This window comes from Paenibacillus sp. 2KB_22, from assembly GCF_052115745.1.
Taxonomy (GTDB): domain Bacteria; phylum Bacillota; class Bacilli; order Paenibacillales; family Paenibacillaceae; genus Paenibacillus.
Genome location: NZ_JBFRHG010000006.1, coordinates 226,722 through 246,952, shown reverse-complemented (window position 1 = coordinate 246,952; position 20,231 = coordinate 226,722). Strand labels below are relative to the sequence as shown.

Annotated in this window: 19 protein-coding genes and 1 riboswitch; of the genes, 11 read left to right on the top strand and 8 right to left on the bottom strand. The window is 47.6% G+C overall.

All coding sequences use genetic code 11. The features are described from left to right. Positions 1-316: 316 nt before the first annotated feature. From AB4111_RS26455 to AB4111_RS26420, 8 genes are all read right to left on the bottom strand, one after another. Positions 317-1,390: an ABC transporter substrate-binding protein gene (locus AB4111_RS26455; protein ID WP_442033926.1), complete on the bottom strand. Its 1,074-nt coding sequence runs from the start codon at positions 1,388-1,390 to the stop codon at positions 317-319. Positions 1,391-1,544: 154 nt separating this feature from the next. Next, positions 1,545-2,357: an ABC transporter permease gene (locus AB4111_RS26450; RefSeq protein WP_442033924.1), complete on the bottom strand. Its 813-nt coding sequence runs from the start codon at positions 2,355-2,357 to the stop codon at positions 1,545-1,547. Then, entirely contained in the window at positions 2,344-3,111 is a 768-nt protein-coding gene (locus AB4111_RS26445) for an ABC transporter ATP-binding protein (protein ID WP_442033922.1), read from the bottom strand. The genes AB4111_RS26450 and AB4111_RS26445 overlap by 14 nt, the downstream gene beginning before the upstream one ends. A 177-nt stretch (positions 3,112-3,288) precedes the next feature. Continuing rightward, positions 3,289-3,391: riboswitch (TPP riboswitch) on the bottom strand. A 107-nt stretch (positions 3,392-3,498) separates the two neighbouring features. Beyond that, a complete protein-coding gene (gene hisC / locus AB4111_RS26440; RefSeq protein WP_442033920.1) occupies positions 3,499-4,620 on the bottom strand; it encodes a histidinol-phosphate transaminase in 1,122 nt (373 codons plus the stop codon). A 24-nt stretch (positions 4,621-4,644) separates the two neighbouring features. Next, the gene (locus tag AB4111_RS26435) at positions 4,645-5,421 is read right to left on the bottom strand and encodes an ATP-binding cassette domain-containing protein (protein WP_442033918.1); all 777 of its coding nucleotides are present in this window, start codon (positions 5,419-5,421) and stop codon (positions 4,645-4,647) included. Between the two features lie 24 nt (positions 5,422-5,445). After that, entirely contained in the window at positions 5,446-6,231 is a 786-nt protein-coding gene (locus AB4111_RS26430; protein WP_442033916.1) for an ABC transporter permease subunit, read from the bottom strand. A 27-nt stretch (positions 6,232-6,258) separates the two neighbouring features. Continuing rightward, a complete protein-coding gene (locus tag AB4111_RS26425) occupies positions 6,259-7,314 on the bottom strand; it encodes an ABC transporter substrate-binding protein (protein WP_442033914.1) in 1,056 nt (351 codons plus the stop codon). Then, entirely contained in the window at positions 7,311-8,453 is a 1,143-nt protein-coding gene (locus AB4111_RS26420) for an iron-containing alcohol dehydrogenase family protein (protein WP_442033912.1), read from the bottom strand. Before AB4111_RS26420 ends, AB4111_RS26425 begins: the two co-directional genes overlap by 4 nt. 286 nt (positions 8,454-8,739) lie before the next feature. Here AB4111_RS26420 and AB4111_RS26415 point away from each other — a divergent pair, with 286 nt between their 5' ends. The 11 genes from AB4111_RS26415 (at position 8,740) to AB4111_RS26365 (ending at position 19,901) form a co-directional block, all read left to right on the top strand. Beyond that, positions 8,740-9,438: an aspartate/glutamate racemase family protein gene (locus tag AB4111_RS26415; protein ID WP_442033910.1), complete on the top strand. Its 699-nt coding sequence runs from the start codon at positions 8,740-8,742 to the stop codon at positions 9,436-9,438. A gap of 130 nt (positions 9,439-9,568) precedes the next feature. Next, positions 9,569-10,444: a radical SAM/SPASM domain-containing protein gene (locus AB4111_RS26410; protein WP_442033908.1), complete on the top strand. Its 876-nt coding sequence runs from the start codon at positions 9,569-9,571 to the stop codon at positions 10,442-10,444. Positions 10,445-10,792: 348 nt separating this feature from the next. Then, positions 10,793-11,461: a pectate lyase gene (locus AB4111_RS26405; protein WP_442033906.1), complete on the top strand. Its 669-nt coding sequence runs from the start codon at positions 10,793-10,795 to the stop codon at positions 11,459-11,461. A 232-nt stretch (positions 11,462-11,693) separates the two neighbouring features. Then, entirely contained in the window at positions 11,694-11,831 is a 138-nt protein-coding gene (locus tag AB4111_RS26400; RefSeq protein WP_442033904.1) for a hypothetical protein, read from the top strand. Between the two features lie 194 nt (positions 11,832-12,025). Continuing rightward, complete coding sequence (locus AB4111_RS26395; RefSeq protein ID WP_442033902.1) at positions 12,026-12,619, top strand: ECF transporter S component; 594 nt, start codon at positions 12,026-12,028, stop codon at positions 12,617-12,619. After that, positions 12,620-14,194 carry an ABC transporter ATP-binding protein gene (locus AB4111_RS26390; RefSeq protein WP_442033900.1) on the top strand — a complete coding sequence of 525 codons (1,575 nt, stop codon included), beginning with the start codon at positions 12,620-12,622 and terminating at the stop codon, positions 14,192-14,194. Then, the gene (locus AB4111_RS26385; RefSeq protein ID WP_442033898.1) at positions 14,169-14,963 is read left to right on the top strand and encodes an energy-coupling factor transporter transmembrane component T family protein; all 795 of its coding nucleotides are present in this window, start codon (positions 14,169-14,171) and stop codon (positions 14,961-14,963) included. Before AB4111_RS26390 ends, AB4111_RS26385 begins: the two co-directional genes overlap by 26 nt. A gap of 100 nt (positions 14,964-15,063) precedes the next feature. After that, entirely contained in the window at positions 15,064-17,367 is a 2,304-nt protein-coding gene (locus tag AB4111_RS26380) for an outer membrane protein assembly factor BamB family protein (protein ID WP_442033896.1), read from the top strand. A gap of 131 nt (positions 17,368-17,498) precedes the next feature. Then, on the top strand, positions 17,499-18,308 hold the full coding sequence (locus AB4111_RS26375; RefSeq protein WP_253430483.1) for a methionine ABC transporter ATP-binding protein: 810 nt from the start codon (positions 17,499-17,501) through the stop codon (positions 18,306-18,308). Further along, a complete protein-coding gene (locus tag AB4111_RS26370; RefSeq protein WP_442033894.1) occupies positions 18,305-18,976 on the top strand; it encodes a methionine ABC transporter permease in 672 nt (223 codons plus the stop codon). Before AB4111_RS26375 ends, AB4111_RS26370 begins: the two co-directional genes overlap by 4 nt. Before the next feature lie 85 nt (positions 18,977-19,061). After that, positions 19,062-19,901: a MetQ/NlpA family ABC transporter substrate-binding protein gene (locus AB4111_RS26365; RefSeq protein ID WP_442033892.1), complete on the top strand. Its 840-nt coding sequence runs from the start codon at positions 19,062-19,064 to the stop codon at positions 19,899-19,901. The last annotated feature ends 330 nt before the right edge of the window (positions 19,902-20,231 follow it).

Below are 20,231 nucleotides of genomic sequence, written 5' to 3'. Positions count from 1 at the left end.
ACAAGGTACTCGATCGCATACCATGCCATCCAAACGCATACAAGGTACCTGATTGCATATCATGTCATCCAAACACATATCATGCCACCCAAATGCATACCAACAAGCTCCCTAATTCACATCAAGCCACTTAGGATTGCTAAAAATTCTGATGCTCCAAAGCTTGCTCCAGCTAATTCCCTTTCGGAAACCTTTTACATCTCGCAAACCTTGATGCCCCTAACGCAACGGTCTTGCTAACTTTTCTTTCATTCCTCTTAGTTTCCGATCCCTTTCTTTTAGTCACTTTCGCTTCATTCACGTTGCTCTACTTTACTTACTCTCCTTGCAGATTAATAAACGCATCCTCGGCTTTCACCGAATCCGGAATCAATTCAGTTGTAACGAGCCATGCACGTACATTCTCCCACGACTCCATTTCCTGCCGACCAAACTTCTGACCGTCTTCATTCATAAGTGGCAGTAGAATAGCCAGGCTTTTGGTTTCGATCTCCGGGTCAAGCGGAGACGTTTCATTCTCATGAGCCAGCAGAATATTCAAGGCTTCCTGTGGATGCTCAGTCACATATTTTTGTCCTTCCTGAATCGCTTTGACGAACCGGGTAAGCTGTTGTTTTTTTGCTTGAATGCCAGCTTCACTTGCGGTCAGGACCAATTCATAATAATCAGGTACGCCATAGTCGACAGGGTTAATGGATTTCATGGCATGGCCTTCTTTCTCCAAAATCAATTGTTCATGGTTAATAAAACCACCCATAATCGCATCCGCCTGTCCGGAAGCCAGGGAAGGAATCAGATCGAATCCAACATCGACCAGATTCATGTTATCCGGGTTGCCACCATCGTGGCTAATCATCGTACGTACCATCGCTTCATACAGCGGAATCGAAGAATAACCGACAGTTTTTCCGTCAAGATCTTTGGGTGAACTCACGTTGCCATTGGCTTCGGTCAACAGATGAACAAGCGGGTGCCGAACAACAGCAGCAATCGAACGTACAGGAATGTTCTCGCCACGCGCGAGCAAAATTTGGGGCTGGTAGCTTAGGGCCAGATCAATTTTACCGGCAGCAACAAGTTTGAGTGAATCATTAGTATCCGCTGGCATCTGAATTTCGACATCCAGACCTTGGTCTGCAAAGTACCCTTTTTCCTGAGCAACGTAGATGAAGGAATGTACTGCATTCGGGTACCAGTCGAGCATGATGGACAGTTTATCTTTGGTGTCTGATGCTGGTTCTGTTGTAGACGGATCTGTTTGCTGTGCGTTGGTTGCGGAATCTGTTGTTGGCGTATTTTGGCTGGTGCCCGCGGGGCTGCATCCGCTAACAATCAGCAACAGGATTATGAGCATCATAGGGAGCAGGGAGTATATGCGTTTGTTATTCATAATGGAAGTTCCTCATTTCATTGGTTAAGGTTTGTAGGAAATGAACAGCAGGATGTTAACGGACAACGTGATGACTGAAACATAACTGCTGATATGTGAAAAAAGTGTTTGGAAATCATACTTCCTATCATTAAATCGGGTTCACTCTCGAAGATTATCCGGTCTTTCTTTTGCCTCCATGACGGCGTGTGCCAAACCGTTTCTCCAGCCAGGCAATTAATACAAACAAAACGATCCCGAGCAGGGATAACAGCACAATAGCGGCGAACATCGCGTCCGTGTTCATGTTGCTGGACATGCGGCGGCTGAAGTATCCGAGACCTTTGCTGCCACCGAGCCATTCGCCAATCGTTGCACCAACCACGCAGTACACCACAGACAACTTTAGCCCCGAGAAAAAAGAGGGAAGTGCAAGTGGAACCTGGAGTTTGCAAAAAATATCCCACTTGCTGGCACCCATGGTGAGCAGCAGTTCACGCTGCTCTGGATCGCCTTGGCGAAGGCCATCGTAGGTACTCACCACAATGGGGAAGAATGCGATTAGGAATACCACCGCGACTTTGCTCCACAGCGTGTAGCCAAACCATAGGATGAAGACGGGGGACAGGGCAATCAGCGGGATCGTCTGACTGATTACGATGAAGGGATATAACGCTTTTTCAGTCGACCGATTCATATGCATACCAGTTGCAAGTGCAATTCCGGCACCAATGGACAAGCCAAAACCAACGACAACCTCCATCAAGGTAGCAGGCAGATGTGTAGCCAGCAGGAGGTAGCGATGCTCATACAGGGAGCTGGCAATCGCCGTTGGGGCTGGAATGATGAAGGAGGGCACCCATCCCATACGCACAATCCACTCCCAGAAGACAAGCAGCAAGAGCATGAGCCAAAGAAACAGACCATAACGGGCAAGCCAACGCCTTACGTTATCCTTCATGCAGTCTCCCAAGTTACCTTCTCGCATGCAATTGTTCCTCCAGTCGTCGTCTCATCTGAACGAGCGCCGGTTCGTAGATCATGTCCGAATGTCTTGGACGTGGCAAAGGTACCATCAAATCCTGTAGCTGTTGGCCTTGGCGCCCCGGAGTTAACAGGATAATCCGATCACTGAGCAGCAGGGCCTCTTCAATGTCATGCGTAATAAACAACACGGTTTTGCCCAGGCCTTCCCAGAGCTCCAGCAGCCAGCGATGCATCTCCCGCTTGGTTAAGGCATCGAGTGCGCCGAATGGTTCATCCAGCAGCATGAGTTGGCCACCTGTCAGCAAAGTACGAAGCAGCGCGACACGCTGGCGCATGCCACCCGACAGCTCGTCCGGGTAAGCATGCGCGTAGCCGGATAAGCCAAATCTGTCGAGCCCTGCCAGAATATCCGCTCGAATTCTTCCCTTATCCTGCCGCTCTGGAGCAAGTTCAGCAGGGAGCATGCAATTCTCCATGACGGTTCGCCAGGATAACAGGAGGTCCTTTTGTGGCATGTAGGCCACCTGCCCCAGTCGCTTTCCTTCAGAGACCCAAGGAATTTCTATGGTTCCATGGGTTGGCTCAAGCAGGCCTGCCAGCAGCTTGAAAAGGGTGCTTTTACCGGAGCCGCTAGAGCCGATGAGCGAGACGAATTCGCCGTTGGCTACACGCATCGACACATTGGAGAGCACGGGGGAATCCCTTTTTCCCGGGAAAGCGTAGCTCATGTTGTGAATGGTTATGTTATTATCCATCTCGTTCTGTTCCCCCTTGTTATTCCAAATTCAACTTCAAACTGCGGGATCTTTAATTACACTCTTCTGATCTGCCCGCAGAACGCGAAAAAGACCCACCCATTTCCGGAGAAATGAGTGGGTCTGTAAGTTCAATTCACATTAAATTTCATCATCAACATGAAAAAATCCGCTTACTGAAAGGCCGCTCCACTTCCCTCCGCTGGTATGATCCAGATCAGGTTCAAAGGGTCCGAATCATTCGATTCGTCTCAGCCGTAAGGCTCCCCTAGTGCAATGTTCAAGATATGCAGTTGTGTGTTCAGCATATATCACATGCAAGTGGAATGTAAAGGGGGCGCTCGGAAAGAATGTGAGTACTGTAAGTTAGAAAAGTAACCCAGGATTCTAACCGCTTGAATGTAACAGCGAATCAAGCTGACCGATCAGACGGACAATCTGCTCAGGCGTGCCAATCGTAATCCGAAGCCAGGTAGGCATACCGAATTCGGTACCGCCGCGGACAGAGATGCCTCTGTTCAACAATTCTTGGGTAATCGGGCCACTATCCTGCAACAGATCAACCATGATGAAATTCGTTTCGGAAGGGATATAGGGTAATTTCCACTGATCAAAGGTTTGCATTAACGTTTCCCGTCCCTGACGATTGTAATCCAGGCAATGAGAGACAAATTCATGATCGTCCAGACTGGCCGAAGCAGCGGCTTGGGATGTGGCTGTCAGACTTATGGGCAGCTTGACCCGGTTAATGCCTTCAATGATGCTTTCATTCCCGATGCCATATCCGATTCGTAGGCCGGCAAGTCCATATATTTTGGAGAAGGTCCGTAAAATAATCAGATTATTGTACTGCTCCAGCAGCTTAACCGTATCCGGATAATCTTCACTTTCCGCGAATTCATAATACGCTTCGTCCAGGACAACCACGACATGGGAAGGAACGTGTTCGAGTAAACCCAGCAGGGCATCTGCCGTGAAAATGGTTCCGGTCGGATTATTCGGATTGCACAGCCAAATAATTCGGGTAGAAGCATTAATCCGTTGCCGGAATTCCTCCAGGTCCAGCGAATGGTTGACCAAAGGTACTTCATGTATGACCCCGCCTGCCAGTAGCGTAGCACCCTTATACCAATTAAAGGAGGGGACCGGAATGAGTGATTCCTCGCCGGGATTAAGATATGCTTGGGCGGTCAGGGTCAGGAGCTCGAATGATCCACTGCCAAATACCAGTTGGGAGGTACGCACACCCAGCCGCTCCGCAAGCTTATCACGCAGCAGTTGGCTGGAACCGTCGGGGTATTGTGCCAAAAGATCGGAGCCGAGCGATCTGACCGCTTCCGCTGCCAGGGGAGAAGATCCAAACGGATTCTCGTTCGCTGCGAGTCGATCTACACTTTCCAGTCCCAGCTCCCGCCGAATCTGTTCCATGGATTTGGCAGGTGTATAGGCTGGAATTTGATTTAACAGGTCTTTGACAGGAGGAGAGGGAACAGGTGAAAGGGATTGCATGATCATACCTTCTTTCCAATAGAATTAGATCGAGAATGATATCTGTTTCTGGGCAATCTGCTGTGCTGTTTCTTGTGGAGGAGTCAACAACCGATTCAGAATCAGATTTTCAAAATGAGCAAACCCGCTGTCCCGAACGCGTGGCCGCTCCAGCGTAATTCGGGTATCCATCGTTATATGACCGTCCTCAATTAACAGCACCCTGTCAGCCAGCGCCACCGCCTCACTGACATCATGCGTGACCAGAATGACAGTCAGACCTTCTTCTACCCACAAGCGTTCGATTAAACGCTGCATCTCAATACGGGTCAATGCATCCAATGCACCGAGCGGTTCATCCAGCAGCAATAATCGCGGATGACTCGCGAGTGCCCGTGCCAAGGCGACACGTTGTTTTTGCCCGCCTGATAATACTCCTGGCCAGTCACCTTCACGCTCTTCAAGTCCTACATTGCGAAGCGACTGGCGTGCATCCTCCTTGTTCTTGTCGGGGATGCCCAGCCGTACATTGTCGAGCACGGATTTCCAAGGCAGCAGCCGGGCTTCCTGAAACAGAAATCGTGTCTCAGGTGCTGTAGTGCCAAGCTTTCTGTTACCCAGCATAATGCTTCCGGAAGAGGGGGGTTCCAGCCCGGCGATCAGACGTAACAGCGTACTTTTGCCACAGCCGCTTCGTCCAACGATAGCTACAAACTCCCCTTTTCTTACACTGACGTTGATGTCGGATAGAATCGTGCGCTGATCATATGATTTCTGTACCCCATCCACTTGAAGAAAGGGGCTGATCTGACTTGTGCTCATGGATTCATTCACGCTCCTTTGGCTTTACTTGCGGGATATAGCTGGGTTCCAGCGCAGCCAGCGCCGTTCCAGCCATTTGGCGATGGTATCGGACAGCTTGCCCAGCAGGGCATATAGCAGAATGCTTAAGACAATTACGTCCATTTGCATGAATTCCCGCGCGTTCATCGCCATGTATCCAATCCCGGCATCCGCCGCAACCGTCTCGGCTACGATGAGTGTCAGCCACATGATGCCAAGTGCATAGCGAATGCCCACCAGAATGGAAGGCAATGCACCAGGCAGGATAATGTCCTTATAAAGGGACCAACGGCTGAGGCCATATACTTTGCCCATTTCAATCAGACCGGGATCGACCGAACGTATGCCGTGGAACGTATTCAGATATACCGGAAAGAACACCCCCAGGGAAACGAGAAATAATTTGGCTTCTTCTCCGATTCCGAACCACACAATAACGAGGGGGATCAAGGACAGATGTGGAATATTGCGGATCATCTGCACCGAGGAATCGGCGATCTTTTCCGCAAGGGAGGAGATGCCGTTCAGTACCCCCAGCAGGAAACCCAGCCCCCCACCAATGAGGAATCCTCCCAAAGCCCGCTTGGCGCTAATACTGATATTGTTCAATAACTCACCGTTTCGAAGCAAACGAATGAAGGCCTCCAGTACCTGAGCGGGACGGGGCAAAATATTGGCTGCAACAACTCCGGATGCAGTAAGCCATTGCCATAGAGCCAGAATGAGTAGTGGTACAACAAAAGGAATGAATTGGTTAAACCATGCCCGGTTAAAGGTGTTGGACCGCACGTTATGCCTACCTCCTTGCTTCTTTCGTTATTGGCTAGCTGGAGCTGGAAGCTGATCTTGAAGTACATCACTCCAGAATGTGCTCACATCGACTGCCTGGTCAAAAATCCCCGCTTGCTGAAACGTATCCGCTACGTCCTGTTCGGACTTGATGGCTTCGTCAGAAATGGCAACAATACGTGTTGTGCGTTGTGCTTCTCCATCCGTGTAGGTTTTAAGGGCTTGCTCCAACGGTTGGTGAGTATTGTCTGCTGTAATTTGAGCCCATGCGTCCTTATTGGCACGAGCCCAATCATTGAATTTGTTGATTCGCTCCAGATAATCGGCAAGGGCCTTTTTCTGTTCCTCATTCGCAATGGCCTGATCGGAAGCGGCAACAAGGAAGCTGCCTGACAAGATATCTCTGGCGCTAGCGAGCGTTGTTGCTTCATTCTGATGTGCAGAGATGATGGCATTGCCGTAACTGGCAAGGGCGTCCACTTTCCCGCTAATTAGGGCGCTGAGTCCATCTGCTGTTGTAAGTTCGACCGGACTGATGTCACTCCAGGTTAATCCGGCTTCCTCAAGCATTTTGAGCAGGAAATAGTGGGCCGTTGTATTTTTGACGAAAGCCACTTTCTTGCCTTTCAGATCGGCAACCGATTTGATAGATGAACCTTTGGGAACAACGACCTCCTGATTTAAGGTGCTGCCTTGTTGCACTGCAATAATTTTGAAGCTTCCACCATTGGCAGCCTGAGATGCAAAAATGGGCGGGATTTCACTGGTTACACCAAAGTCCAGTTGATTGGCAGCCATCGCTTCAAGGATCAGGTTACCTCCCTGAAAAACGTTATAAGTGACTTTATAGGGGGTGTCATTGAGTCCGGCTGCTTTCAGCCCCAGTTCGAGATTGCCCCATCCGGTCTGACCAACCCGAATGGTGACGTCATTATTGGAAGCGGCTGATGCCGCTGTCGGTGTTGTGCCTGTACCGGCGGCCTGATTGTCAGTTCCGGTAGAGCAGCCGGAAATCACCAACAACAGAAGCGCGCTCAGAAAGGCAGTTAAGGGGAGAGTGTAATGGCGGTTTGGACGAATCATAGGGAGGAAACCTCCTTGGTGTATGTACTGTTTTCACTGGACTGACTGGATTTTATGAATGTTTGGCCGATACGGTCTGCCTGAAGAATGGCTTCGGTTACCTGCGCTGTGCTAACTCCGAAGGAGAGATGTGCCGTACTGCCTTCCCGCAGCTGTAGTCCTGCTGCAATGCGCGCAGCAGCTTCCCGAGGCTGTTGTTGTATGCCGAGCTGGGCAAGAGTGATTGGCAGATTCAGCTTATGTAACAGAGTGAGCAGCTCATGAAGCTCATCCCCTGCTTTGCCTTCAAGAATCCACTGGGTGAACAGTCCAAAGGCTACCTTTTCTCCATGTAGCGAAGCATGTGTCTCAGGTAATTTGGTGAGGCTATCATGCAGCCCATGAGCAATCGCGGCATGAAGTGAACCATCGCTAATGCTGCCCACAAGGCCTGCGAGCACAATAATGGCATCGGCAACATCATGGAACTGAGGCGTACTACCGGTTGTATCGGTGGATTCATAGACATCGATGGCGTGCGCTTCAAGAATATCGAGCGCAAGCTTGGCAGTGCTGACGCTGTTTCGGAGAGTGAGGCTGGTGGCGTTGCCACTTAGATTAACGACGAACTCATGCCATTTTACGAGCGTGTCACCGATTCCAGCGGCCAAATATCGTCTTGGTGCACTCGCCAGAATATGAGGATCAGCCAGAACGAGATCAGGCGAACGGCGTAGGGGACGATAGCCTGCTGATTGGCCCTGTTCATCATAGAGCACGGTTAAGGCGGACCAGGCAGCGCAGGTTGCGGCAATCGTTGGTACCGTTACAATGGGCAATTGGGCTTGCTCAGCAACTGCTTTGGACAGATCGAGCACTTTACCGCCACCGACACCAATAATCAGATCAACATCCAGATCGAAAGCTTGCTGCGTAAAAGCATCAATCTGACCTGTTGTAACCTCGCCATGATACAATTGCACATGGAACTTGATCTGATGCTCCTCCAGTGAAGGCAGAAGGTTGGGCTGTACAGCTTTCAACGCAGACTCACCGGCGATGATGAGAACATGCTGCCCAAGCCGTGCAATCCGCGATCCGCTTTGCTCAAGTATGTTAGCCTCGTGTACATATACTGCGGGTGCTTTAACCGTAATCATCGATACACTCCCTTTATAGCTTATTATTCTTACGTTTTAACTTGGTTTTTAATTTGTTTTGATTCTAGCATTGCGATCCTGCAACCACAATAACCTGAACAATCAATACATCCTATACTTCGATTGAAAGAATCTATAGGTAAAAATAGAACTGGGAAGTGAGAAATATTCGACTCGCTACTCCTCTTACTGGGGTGGGTTTATTTAATGAAATAGATACGATACAATATCTACTGAATTTCTATATACTGCTTTCGGGATGTATTAAATGGAAGGGGGAGTGTATATGAAAACGATTGGCCTTATTGGTGGAATGAGCTGGGAGTCATCGTTAGAATATTATCGAATTATTAATGAAGAAGTGAAAAATAAATTGGGAGGATTGCATTCAGCCAAATGCATTTTATATAGCGTGGATTTTGAAGAAATCGAGCGTTATCAAGCTGAAGGTGATTGGGAAAGTGCTGGTGAATTATTAGGGAATGCTGCTCAGTCTTTGGAAAAGGCAGGAGCAGAAATGATTGTAATATGTACTAATACGATGCATAAAGTGATTAAACATATTGAAGAAAAAGTGACATTACCCATCGTACATATTGCGGATTCAACAGCAAACCAAATTCATAAGTCCCAAATAAGTACGGTTGGTTTACTCGGCACAAAATATACGATGGAACAAGACTTTTATAAAAAACGAATTGAATTTAATGGTATTAAGGTTTTGATACCGAATGAAGAGGATAGAAAAGTTATCAATAAAATAATATATGAGGAATTATGTTTAGGGAAAATTGAGCCCTTATCAAGGGATTATTATAAAAAGGTGATCCAACGGCTAGTTGATGATGGAGCTGAGGGAATCATATTAGGTTGCACCGAAATTGGATTATTAGTAAAAGCAGAGGATTCTGAAGTTCCATTATTTGATACAACACGTATTCATGCGATTGAATCTGTTCATTTGGCACTAGCCAAATCATTTTGACACAACCAGATAAACCCGTTCTCTGATTTACCTCGGCTCACGAACCCGATATAATAGGGATGGCGCATATTGGCCGGATCACAAATGCAGGTGGGAATCTTTTCCCTCCTAGGCAGAATGGGGACCCGAGTTGAAAACGTTCAAAAAAGTATATATTGAGATCACAAGTATCTGCAATCTGGCTTGCAGCTTCTGTCCGCAGACACAGCGTGCCAAAGGATTCATTGACCCTGAAGTCTTCAACAATATACTGGACCAAGTTAAACCACATACCAACCATATCTATCTACATGTCAAAGGCGAACCCTTGTTGCATCCCAAAATAGATCTGCTGCTTGATGCCGCACATGAGAAGGGACTCAAGGTGAACATTACAACGAATGGTACGCTACTGCCCAAGACTCAACATAAATTGCTCGGCAAACCGGCGCTGCGGCAGATGAATTTCTCCCTGCACAGCTTCGATGGGCATGAAGGTTCAACCGACCGTGACGGATATCTGAGCAACATTCTGTCTTTTGTACACGAGGCCGTTAAGCACAATGTCATCATCTCATTCCGACTGTGGAATCTGACGCAGGATAACTTCACGAATGCTCAGATGAATCGAAATCGGGAGACCCTTGAAGTGCTGGAACGTGAATTCAATCTGGACTTCCGCATTGAGGAAAAAGTGGTTCCAGGCAGCGGGGTCAAAATTGCCCCGAATGTATATCTGAATCAGGACCACGAGTTCCAGTGGCCAAGTCTGGATGCACCTGAAGATGACGGCAAAGGCTTCTGCCATGCATTGCGTGGTCAGGCAGCTGTGCTTGTAGATGGAACGGTGGTTCCATGCTGTCTCGATGGCGAGGGTGTGATTAACCTGGGTAATGTGCACGAGAAGTCGTTCTCCGAGATTATTGAGGGTGAGCGAGCGAACAATCTGGTATATGGCTTTTCCAAACGGGAAGCTGTGGAAGAGTTGTGTCGAAAGTGCGGTTATCGTCAGAGATTTGGAGCCTGACATCTTATATAAGCAAGCTAGGAGCCATTCAGATCACACATTTGGAGACAAATGTCGTGATCTTTCTTTGTTACTGGGGATTAAAGTCAGAGGTACTTACGTTACAAATGAGCATACCAGAGGTTGATATCAGCATATTGTTCCATGGACATGGCTTGCAAAAAATGCCGATATGACAGTCATTATGCGATGTCAGGATATATCTGATCTAATGATTATTCTAGTTACCTTCCTTATTTGGTAGGATTAGGTTGTGAGTTGGGCAGAGGTGCACCTCTGACGAACTTCCAGTACAAGCCTAGGCTTGTACACGATCCAATAACGAGAGAATAAGGGAGGAATAAAGTAATGAAAAAAATGTTGACGTTGTTGTTGTCTGCTGGTTTGGTTGCTTCCATATTTGGTGCGGTTCCGGCTGCTGCTGCGCCTACAGTTGTTAATTCAACGATTATTGTTCCAGCGGGCACAACTTATGACGGTCAAGGCAAAACATTTGTAGCCAATCCTTCCACATTGGGTGATGGGTCTCAAGCAGAGAATCAGAAACCGGTATTTCGTCTGGAGGCAGGGGCTACGCTCAAAAATGTAAATATCGGATACCCTGCTGCCGATGGTGTTCACTGTTATGGTAACTGTAATATATCGAATGTAGTCTGGGAGGATGTGGGTGAGGATGCACTCACATTGAAGTCAGCCGGAACGGTCAACATTACCGGCGGGGCGGCGTATAAGGCCTATGATAAAGTGTTCCAGATGAATGCTGCCGGAACGATTAACATCAAAAATTTCCGTGCGGATGATATCGGCAAGCTGGTGCGTCAAAATGGTGGAACTACCTTCGCAGTTAACATGACGCTGGATAACTCCAACATTTCCAATGTAAAAGATGCTATTATGCGTACAGACAGCAGTGTATCTCAAGGGAAAATTACGAATACCCGCTATTCCAAAGTACCAACCCTGTTCAAGGGATTTGCTTCAGGTAAAACCAGTCAATCCGGCAATACGCAATATTAAACAGGAGATTGAATCGCTGGAGGTGGTAAAAAGATAAGCGCCACTTGTGATTGCAATAAATTTGGAATATAACGCCAAAAAGAGCGTCCCAATGTCGTGGATACACTGACTTTGAGGGACGCTCTTTGTAATGCAGATGTCATAACATAGTTCTGCTGAGCCATGAAGATGATGATTTTTCTGGGCATTGCCACAAATACCCATCTGTTGTACATTAGAAGCAATGAAATAAGTGAACCGGGAGCTCAATGAAGTTGGGCTGAGAGAGTGGCCTTATGCCGCTGACCGTACATCTGATCTGGGTAATGCCAGCGTAGAGAACATGGATTTGCAATATGTAAGGGTGAATTGTGGGAATGAACGTGGATGAACAACAGACCTTTTTGAACTGTGGTGGTGTATCTGCCAGGGCGGAGAGGGATGGTTGATATTCCGTATTTTCGAATCCATCCGATACATCATTGTGAGGATTGTATACTGTGCGTAAGGCCTTCCCGGAACCGGGGAGGCTTTTTCGTTTATTTTTACAACCCCCACAGGGGACAGAGGAAGGACGTAGAGAACATGGCAGCAACAACAGGCAACAAGCGATTGAAACTAACGGATATTCTGGTAACTATCGTGATCGCAGTGGTGTTTGGGGTGATTTACAAGATATGGGGACCTACATATGACTTGATGAAACCATTTGGCGTTCACGCGGAGCAGATGATCTACGGCATGTGGTTTATGGCGGGTACGTTTGCTTTTGTTATCATTCGTAAACCAGGCGTAGCTATTCTTGCCGAGGTTGCGGCTTCAACGGTAAGTGCTTTTCTGGGCAGTGAATGGGGCATGTCCACACTTGTGTACGGTCTGTTGCAAGGGTTGGGAGCCGAGATATTCTTCGCCGCATTCCTGTATCGAAAAACCAATCTGTTTGTCACTTGTCTTGCGGCCATTGGAGCCGCAGCGGCTTCGCTTTTGCTGGATTATCAGTACGGCTATATCGATTCACTCTCGGCCTGGAATTATACGTTATTTATCGGATTCCGCTTCATCGGAAGCATCCTGATTGCAGGAGTGTTCGCATATTATCTCGCAAAAGCCTTGGAACTGACCGGTGTAACACGCTCACTCAGACCGGTATCCAAACAGGATTATGAGGCGCTGGATTAGATGAGAGAGGGGAATTCGCAAGCGGTAAGTGTGACGAATCTAAGATGCAAGTTTCCGGGAGAGAAAGCCTTGGTATTTCAAGGCTTGTCTCTTTCTGTGCGTCAAGGGGAGAAAGTGCTGTTGCTTGGCCCAAGCGGCTCCGGTAAATCGACGTTATTGCAAATTCTGAGCGGTTTAATTCCACGTTCAGTTGAAATTCCGATGAAATGTGATGATATTCAGGTTCCCGCCAGAGCAGGAGTAGTCTTTCAGGATCCGGATACCCAGTTCTGTATGTCCTTTACGGATGAAGAGATCGCATTTGTTCTGGAAAACCGAAATATTCCGCGTGAAAAGATGCCAGAGCTGATTGAATATTATCTGAAACAAGTGGGGTTAGCCTTTGAACAGAATCGTATATTGATCCAGTCCATGTCTCAGGGGATGAAGCAGCGTCTTGCGATCGCTTCGATGCTTGCCATGGACCCGGAGGTATTGTTTTTGGATGAACCCACTGCACTGCTGGATGATGAGGGTACTTCCCAAGTGTGGGATACGGTTAAACGGATCGCCAGTGACAAAACGATTATCATCGTTGAACACAAAATAAACGAGATAGTGGATATGGTCGACCGCATCATTGTCTTATCACCTGAAGGAAAGATTGTGGCGGATGGACCAGCACAGCAGGTATTCACGAATGAACGGAGCAAGTTGCAGGCTTATGGAATCTGGTATCCAGGCGTGTGGGAAGAGTATGAGCAGGAGAGGGCAACCAAAGAAGAAAAGGAAAATACTCTTGGAGAGTACCCGGTCAGTGAAAATCAGGGCATCTCAAGCCTGAAAGCACAGCAATCGTCTGGCTTATCCGATACACCGGGTATATTCCCCATATCTCATATATCATCCTTATCGCCTGTATCGCCGACCGATCAGCCTGCACTGGACTTGCAGCAGTTCACCGGATGGCGTGGGAAAACAGCCTTCATTCAGGTGGAACAGGCCAAGGTATGGCACGGGGATTGGATTGGTATTGTCGGAGCCAATGGAGCTGGCAAGAGTTCATTGTTGTTATCTCTGATGAATATCCTGAAAACAACAGGTCATTATGAGGTGCACGGTCAGCCTTCTGGCAAAACGGAGCAGCTCGCAGATCGAATTGCGTTTGTATTTCAGAACCCGGAGTTTCAATTTGTGACGAACACCGTCGCGGAAGAAGTGGAGTTCTCATTGCTGGGGGGCAGGCTTACAACGGAAGAAAGACTTGCCAGGACTCATCATATGCTGAGTCAATTTGGACTAATTGACCTGTCCGAGCGCCATCCCTACCAATTATCGATGGGGCAGAAACGACGTTTGAGCGTGGCCTCTGCACTGGTGAGAGAGCAACGAATACTGCTGTTGGATGAACCTACTTTTGGACAGGATGCCCGCAATACGTTCGCCATGTTAGCACAACTGGAGCAATTGCGGAGAGAGGGAACAGCTATTGTTATGGTTACCCATGATCGTGAAATTGTAAAAAGATATTGCACCCGAATCTGGTCGGTGGATAAGGGGAGGTTATCTGATGCAACTGTCGTTTCCTCACCGTGAAACCTGGCTTCATACCGTTAATCCGGGATTAAAGATGATTATTCTGACGATGATGTTTGTCATCGTTATCCTTATTCACAATCTGAATGTAATGGCCAATGTTGCGGTGGCGATGATGCTATTACTGTGCTGGACAGGCCACCCGTGGTACAGATTGATCCTGTACGCATCACCATTCATTCTGGTGTTTATCTCCACGTCTACGGGTATGATGATGTTTGGCAAGGGCGAGACCACATGGTATAAGTGGGGGCTGATTCACATCACCGAAGAGAGCTTCTTTCGCGGTCTACACTTGGGGTTTCGCTCCCTGAGCATGGCGGCGGCTGGGTTACTCTTTGGTCTTACGACCAAGCCGGTACGGTTGTTTTATTCCCTGATGCAGCAGTGGAAGCTTCCTGCAAAATATGCCTATAGCTTTCTGGCCGCGATGCGCATGATCCCCATTTTGCTGGATGAATTCCAGACGCTCCGTTACGCTATTCGTATTCGTGGAACACGGCAGCGCGGTTCTCGCTGGAACGTGTATGGTACACTCAAGCGTTACGCTATTCCGCTGCTGGCACAGAGCATTCGTCGTGCACAGCGAATGGCGGTGGCGATGGAAGCGAAGGGATTCACGGATGGGGCGAGCCGAACGTATTACATTCAGATAGGCTATTCCCGAGCTGATCTGTGGTTTGTATTTTATTATATCCTCACCTTAACAACTGCTTATTACATTGGGCTTACCTTTCCTTATCATGCTACGATGCTGGATGTAAGGTAATACTGGGAAATAGAGAGAAATATATTGAGGTAAACGGTAACTTTTTCTTGTTTGCAGCGTCTATATGGAAATAACTTCTAATGGATGGGGATGAACGAGAGTGAAGACGGGTCCTGACTGGCAGAGATTGGGGTACAAGTGGATTACCATGACTGGATTATCAGCTGTACTGTTGACGGGATGGATGCTGCTGGATTCCCAAAAGGTAGCGCTTGGAGGACAAGCTTCAGTTACAACGCTACAAGCCTTGGGGGCAAGTCCCCAAGGGTTATCAACACAGTTGGCCTACAAACAAGGAGAAGCCGTTAAGCTCACGAATGACATCCCCCTGTTCCAAAACAGGAGGGACGGCAGTGTGGCTCCTGACCAAATGAGAATTGAATACTATACAACAAAAAACGAAAAGTATACGTTGGCATCGGTTCGAGGCGAGTGGATGCAGCTTAAGTCATCTGATCATGGAGACTTCTGGCTGCCAAGTTGGTATGCATTGAAGGAGAGCAAAAGCATGACGGAAACGGCTCCCCAAAGTTTCACGCTCCAATCAGGCAGCAAGCTGTATCTGGCTCCAGATAGTGCTACAACCTGGTCTTTTGAGAAAGCGTTAACAGGTAAGGCTGTTATTGTTGCAAAGTGGAAAGGATGGTATGGGGTCTCCATTGCCCCACGAATCTGGAATAAAGAATCCTCCACGTATCGGCCAGGACTCTTCTGGATCAAGGCACAGGCTATAGAGCAGCGGAAGAATGTGGCTGATGGTTGGTTCCAACAGGATACATCGCTGCCGACTTCGGTTATTCGTCATTTGACGGATATTAAGCTGAACAAGGCAACCACCTCCAAACAAGTGGCTGAGTGGTTAGGTGAGCCCGATTGGAGAGAGGGTTCAGGCAATTTAAATGATACGGGGTATTCGATGAGTATTGGACAGACCTGGAGATATGAGCGAGAAGATGCGCAATATCTGGTCACATTCAACAAGAATGGCAAGCTGGTCAGAACTCGATGGAACCTACCAAAGAATGATCGAAATAATGTCGTTTCTGATTGGAACATCAGTCGGGCGGATGAATATGGGTTTACGACAAAAATCTATGGTACAACGCTACCGATGACCATCCCCTGGAAACCGGTATGGACTAACCGGGGGGATATTAACTACACTTTTTTAAAAGCAGCCACAGATGATGTACTCCTGATGAAAGGGGATGACGGTGGGTTTAGCGGGGGCTACTACGAAGGTTCTATATATGCCCTTGATCGTCATACGGGCCAGAAATTATGGGGGATCAATGGGGGTTTTGGAAGACAGCAGGCAGAGGTGGATACCACACGCCAATACGTTACAATCTACAACGACTATGACCCTGACAAGAAAAAATACGTGGATCGTATTCGTCATCTGAACTTGAAGAACGGAAAGGTCACATGGACGTACACCCCTAAGCAAAATTTTAGACTAAATGGCATCACCGCTGCGAAAAACGTTGTGGTCGTGGATAGCCCGGTTGTTGAGAGCTCAAGCAACAGTTGGTTAACGGTACTGGACAGCTCAAACGGAAAAACATTGTGGACGCGAAAACTGGCGAAGGGTTATGAATTGTTGAACAAGAGTGCAGATGACCCTTATGTGTTGTATTGGGAAACGAATAAGCTCATCGCAGCCGATCCGCAATCAGGACGAACCGTATGGAGCTTGAAGGCCAAACGATCCACCATAGAACAATTTGGGAATGATCCATATTTTGATGGAATTGAACGTCTTGATCCCTTTGAAACCAGAAATGCTGAAAGATGGCTATCGTTAGACAATCAGTGGCTGCTGCTTGATCTGAACACGGGGAAAAAGCTTGCACAATTTCCTGCTCGGGTAGGACAGAGATTGGATGAGCTGAATGATGGCATGCTGTTGATCCGTGAGAACAAAAACGGTAATCATTACGGAGAGTATGAAGATTTTACAACCACCCTGTACGATGCCAAGACAGGCAAAATACGGTGGACGGTCAAGGGTAAGATTGAACGAGGACTGGTGGAAGATGATCAGTTGTATGTGATTAAAAATGGTTACCCCGCGGCTTTGAATTATGATACGGGGGAGACTCGTTGGAATGCCAAAGATACGATTGCCACTCTAAGGTATCCAACGAATCAGGGAAGTTATCTGGTCATTGATGATCAGTTGCTGCTGCCCATGGACGAGAACTGGTTGGTATTGAATAAAAACAATGGGGCATTGTTAGGTCGTGTACATGACGTTGTGATGGGAAACCCGGAGCATCGCGACCGGGATGCGAAGAATGGAATGATCAACCGGATCGGCAATGAAGTGTACGTGGGTTCGTCCAACGGACGTTTTCGTGTATATGAAGCCAGCCGCCTGCAGGAGGCAATCTCACCTTAAAAGCTTGTCTCATAAGGGATGTTGATTTATTATAAATGAACAGGATTGCTCGCGCTCCGGTTATCGGCTGTGCGGGCTTTCTTCATGTGTTCTTGAAGAACCATGCATGATCATTCACGGGAGGACTCTCCATGATCTCATTATATGGTGTAAGCAAACGTTATAACGAGCGCGGTTCCCGTGCAGATCAGGGATTCGAAGCGTTAAGCTCGGTGTCGCTCGAAGTGGGACAAGGCGAAATTCACGGCATCATAGGTTCGAGTGGCGCAGGTAAATCCACGCTTCTGCGGATGCTCAATGGTTTGGAAAAGCCGGATGATGGTGAGGTTGTTGTGAATGGGCAGCACCTGACCCAGATGAATGAGCGCACTCTGCGTCTGGCACGAAGGTCCATTGGCATGATCTTTCAGCACTTCAATCTGGTCAGTAATCGAACGGTGAGTGGCAATGTCTGTATGCCGCTGGAATTGGCGGGTATGTCCCGTACACAGCGAGTCGAACGTGGACTTGAGGTGCTGAGATTTGTTGGACTGGAAGACAAGGCAGATCAATATCCTGCTCAGCTTAGCGGAGGACAGAAGCAACGTGTGGCGATTGCACGAGCACTAGCCAGTCGTCCGGATGTGCTGCTCTGTGATGAACCGACTTCGTCGCTTGATCCACAGACCACGAATGGCATACTAGATGTGCTTCGTCATATCAATGAAACGCTGGGCGTGACCATTGTTGTCGTGACGCATGAGATGGAAGTGGCTCGTAGACTATGTCACAGGATATCCGTCATGAAGGATGGGCGACTCGTACGAACGTTGACTGAAGCAGAAGTAAGCAGTATCCCCGCTCCGCAACCGGATCTGCTGACATCCTTGCTTGCGGGTGATGAATACGGTATGGCAGGTTCGTCTTTGTTCCGTCAGGCAGACCAGGAGGACAAATCATGAGGTTACCTGAATCTGTGCTCAAGTATCAGCATGAAATATGGCAGGCGATCGGAGAGACTTTTGTCATGGTGGGCATCTCCATTGCGGCAGCTGTTCTGATTGGATTACCTCTGGGTACACTTCTGTACTTATTCCGGAGAGGACAACGGTATCAGAATCAAACGTTGTCCTTTGTACTCGGCAGTGTCGTCAACATCATTCGTTCGTTTCCGTTCTTACTGCTGGTTGTATTCATGATTCCATTCACACGAATCATTGTTGGAACGTCCATCGGTACACTGGCGGCAACCGTTCCACTCTCGATCATTGCGATTGCATACTACGCCAGACTGGTGGAACAAGCGTTGCTTGATGTACCGAAGGGAGTAGTTGAAGCTGCTTCATCCATGGGGGCATCGACGATGCAGCTTGTGGTGAAATTCCTGTACGTGGAGGCACGATCTGGCCTTGTACTGGGACTCACCACAGCTACGATTAGCTTCATCTCCTACTCGACGGTTATGGGCATTGTAGGTGGCGGCGGTGTTGGTGATTTTGCCATTCGCTACGGTTATCAGCGCTTCGAAACGGAGATTATGGTATTTACGATCATCATTATGATTATCCTGGTACAGATGATCCAATTCACAGGCAGCAGATTGTCCCACTGGCTGGATCGCAGATCCTGAGGGTAGTGGACACGGTACAGTGATGGAAGAAAGTGCAGTAACAAGTAAGACCAATACAGATTATATGATGAGGGGTAGACATAAAATGAAAGCAAAAATGATGCTTATGTTGCTTGCAGTAATGCTGGTCGTAGCTGCTTGTGGCAAAAAAGAAGAAACACCTGCGGCTGAAGGAACGAAAGAAGATACACAAGCTGTACAAGAAGTTACGTTGAAAGTGGCCACATTGATTCCGCCGATGACAGACGTTCTGGATATTGTTAAACCACTCTTGAAGGAAGATGGCGTCAATCTGGAAGTTGTTGTGTTGTCGGATAACGTTCAACCGAATACGGCACTCGCGAACAAGGAAGTGGATGCAAACTTCTTCCAGCACGTGCCATACATGAACCAATATAATGAAGCAAACAATGCGAACCTGGTGGCCGTGCAGCCCATCTATAATGCCATCTATGGCGGCTACTCCAAAAAGTACAAAACAATTGAGGAATTGCCAGAAGGTGCAACGATCGCAATTGCGAACGATCCTTCCAACATTGGTCGCTCTCTTGTGATGCTGGAGCAGAACGGATTGATTAAGCTGAAAGAAGGCGTAGGTTTTAATGCCACACAGGCAGATATCACCGAGAATACGAAGAACTTCAAGTTTGAAGAAGTGGACTTGTTGATGCTTGCTCGCATGATGGATGATGCCGATCTGGTAGCCATGACACCTGCATATGCCAGTCCGCTCGGTCTTACACCGAAAAAGGATGCACTGTTAACCGAGAAGGATGATTCCCATTTTGCCATCACCCTGGTTGCCCGTGAGGATAATAAGGACTCCGAAGCGATCCAGAAGCTGGCTAAACGTATGGCGGGTCCAGAGGTCAAAGCCTTCTTCGAAGAGAAATATGCAGATATCGCGATCCCGGCATTTAAATAGAGAATACGTTGACCCAATGGCAATAGTCTTAAGATCTGAGCGATAACGCTTGGATCTTTTTTTGTCATCTTTGTTGTCATCGCGTGCTTATTAACAAGTATTTAAAAAGTTAACAATTTGGTCATATCCCCGGAATACTTTATTTAATAGTTTTTTCGTATAATTTGTTTGAAAATAGTTCTTTAGGATTATAAATGAAGAGATTTTATTCTATTTTTTAGCGTGAAAAATGTCTTTTACAAGAATTGAGACCTAATTTTAATATCTTGAGAATATTCAGGATAAGAGAAATAAATCACAATTATAGCTAGAACAAGTAAAACTAAAATT

What these genes read in the sequence shown, in the direction of transcription:
- AB4111_RS26370 (WP_442033894.1), top strand. Translation starts at nt 18,305, where the DNA reads ATGAGGTTACCTGAATCTGTGCTCAAGTATCAGCATGAAATATGGCAG.
- AB4111_RS26415 (WP_442033910.1), top strand. Translation starts at nt 8,740, where the DNA reads ATGAAAACGATTGGCCTTATTGGTGGAATGAGCTGGGAGTCATCGTTA.
- AB4111_RS26435 (WP_442033918.1), bottom strand. Translation starts at nt 5,421, where the DNA reads ATGAGCACAAGTCAGATCAGCCCCTTTCTTCAAGTGGATGGGGTACAG.
- AB4111_RS26395 (WP_442033902.1), top strand. Translation starts at nt 12,026, where the DNA reads ATGGCAGCAACAACAGGCAACAAGCGATTGAAACTAACGGATATTCTG.
- AB4111_RS26450 (WP_442033924.1), bottom strand. Translation starts at nt 2,357, where the DNA reads ATGCGAGAAGGTAACTTGGGAGACTGCATGAAGGATAACGTAAGGCGT.
- AB4111_RS26455 (WP_442033926.1), bottom strand. Translation starts at nt 1,390, where the DNA reads ATGAATAACAAACGCATATACTCCCTGCTCCCTATGATGCTCATAATC.
- AB4111_RS26405 (WP_442033906.1), top strand. Translation starts at nt 10,793, where the DNA reads ATGAAAAAAATGTTGACGTTGTTGTTGTCTGCTGGTTTGGTTGCTTCC.
- hisC (WP_442033920.1), bottom strand. Translation starts at nt 4,620, where the DNA reads ATGCAATCCCTTTCACCTGTTCCCTCTCCTCCTGTCAAAGACCTGTTA.
- AB4111_RS26385 (WP_442033898.1), top strand. Translation starts at nt 14,169, where the DNA reads ATGCAACTGTCGTTTCCTCACCGTGAAACCTGGCTTCATACCGTTAAT.
- AB4111_RS26420 (WP_442033912.1), bottom strand. Translation starts at nt 8,453, where the DNA reads ATGATTACGGTTAAAGCACCCGCAGTATATGTACACGAGGCTAACATA.
- AB4111_RS26425 (WP_442033914.1), bottom strand. Translation starts at nt 7,314, where the DNA reads ATGATTCGTCCAAACCGCCATTACACTCTCCCCTTAACTGCCTTTCTG.
- AB4111_RS26390 (WP_442033900.1), top strand. Translation starts at nt 12,620, where the DNA reads ATGAGAGAGGGGAATTCGCAAGCGGTAAGTGTGACGAATCTAAGATGC.
- AB4111_RS26445 (WP_442033922.1), bottom strand. Translation starts at nt 3,111, where the DNA reads ATGGATAATAACATAACCATTCACAACATGAGCTACGCTTTCCCGGGA.
- AB4111_RS26375 (WP_253430483.1), top strand. Translation starts at nt 17,499, where the DNA reads ATGATCTCATTATATGGTGTAAGCAAACGTTATAACGAGCGCGGTTCC.
- AB4111_RS26365 (WP_442033892.1), top strand. Translation starts at nt 19,062, where the DNA reads ATGAAAGCAAAAATGATGCTTATGTTGCTTGCAGTAATGCTGGTCGTA.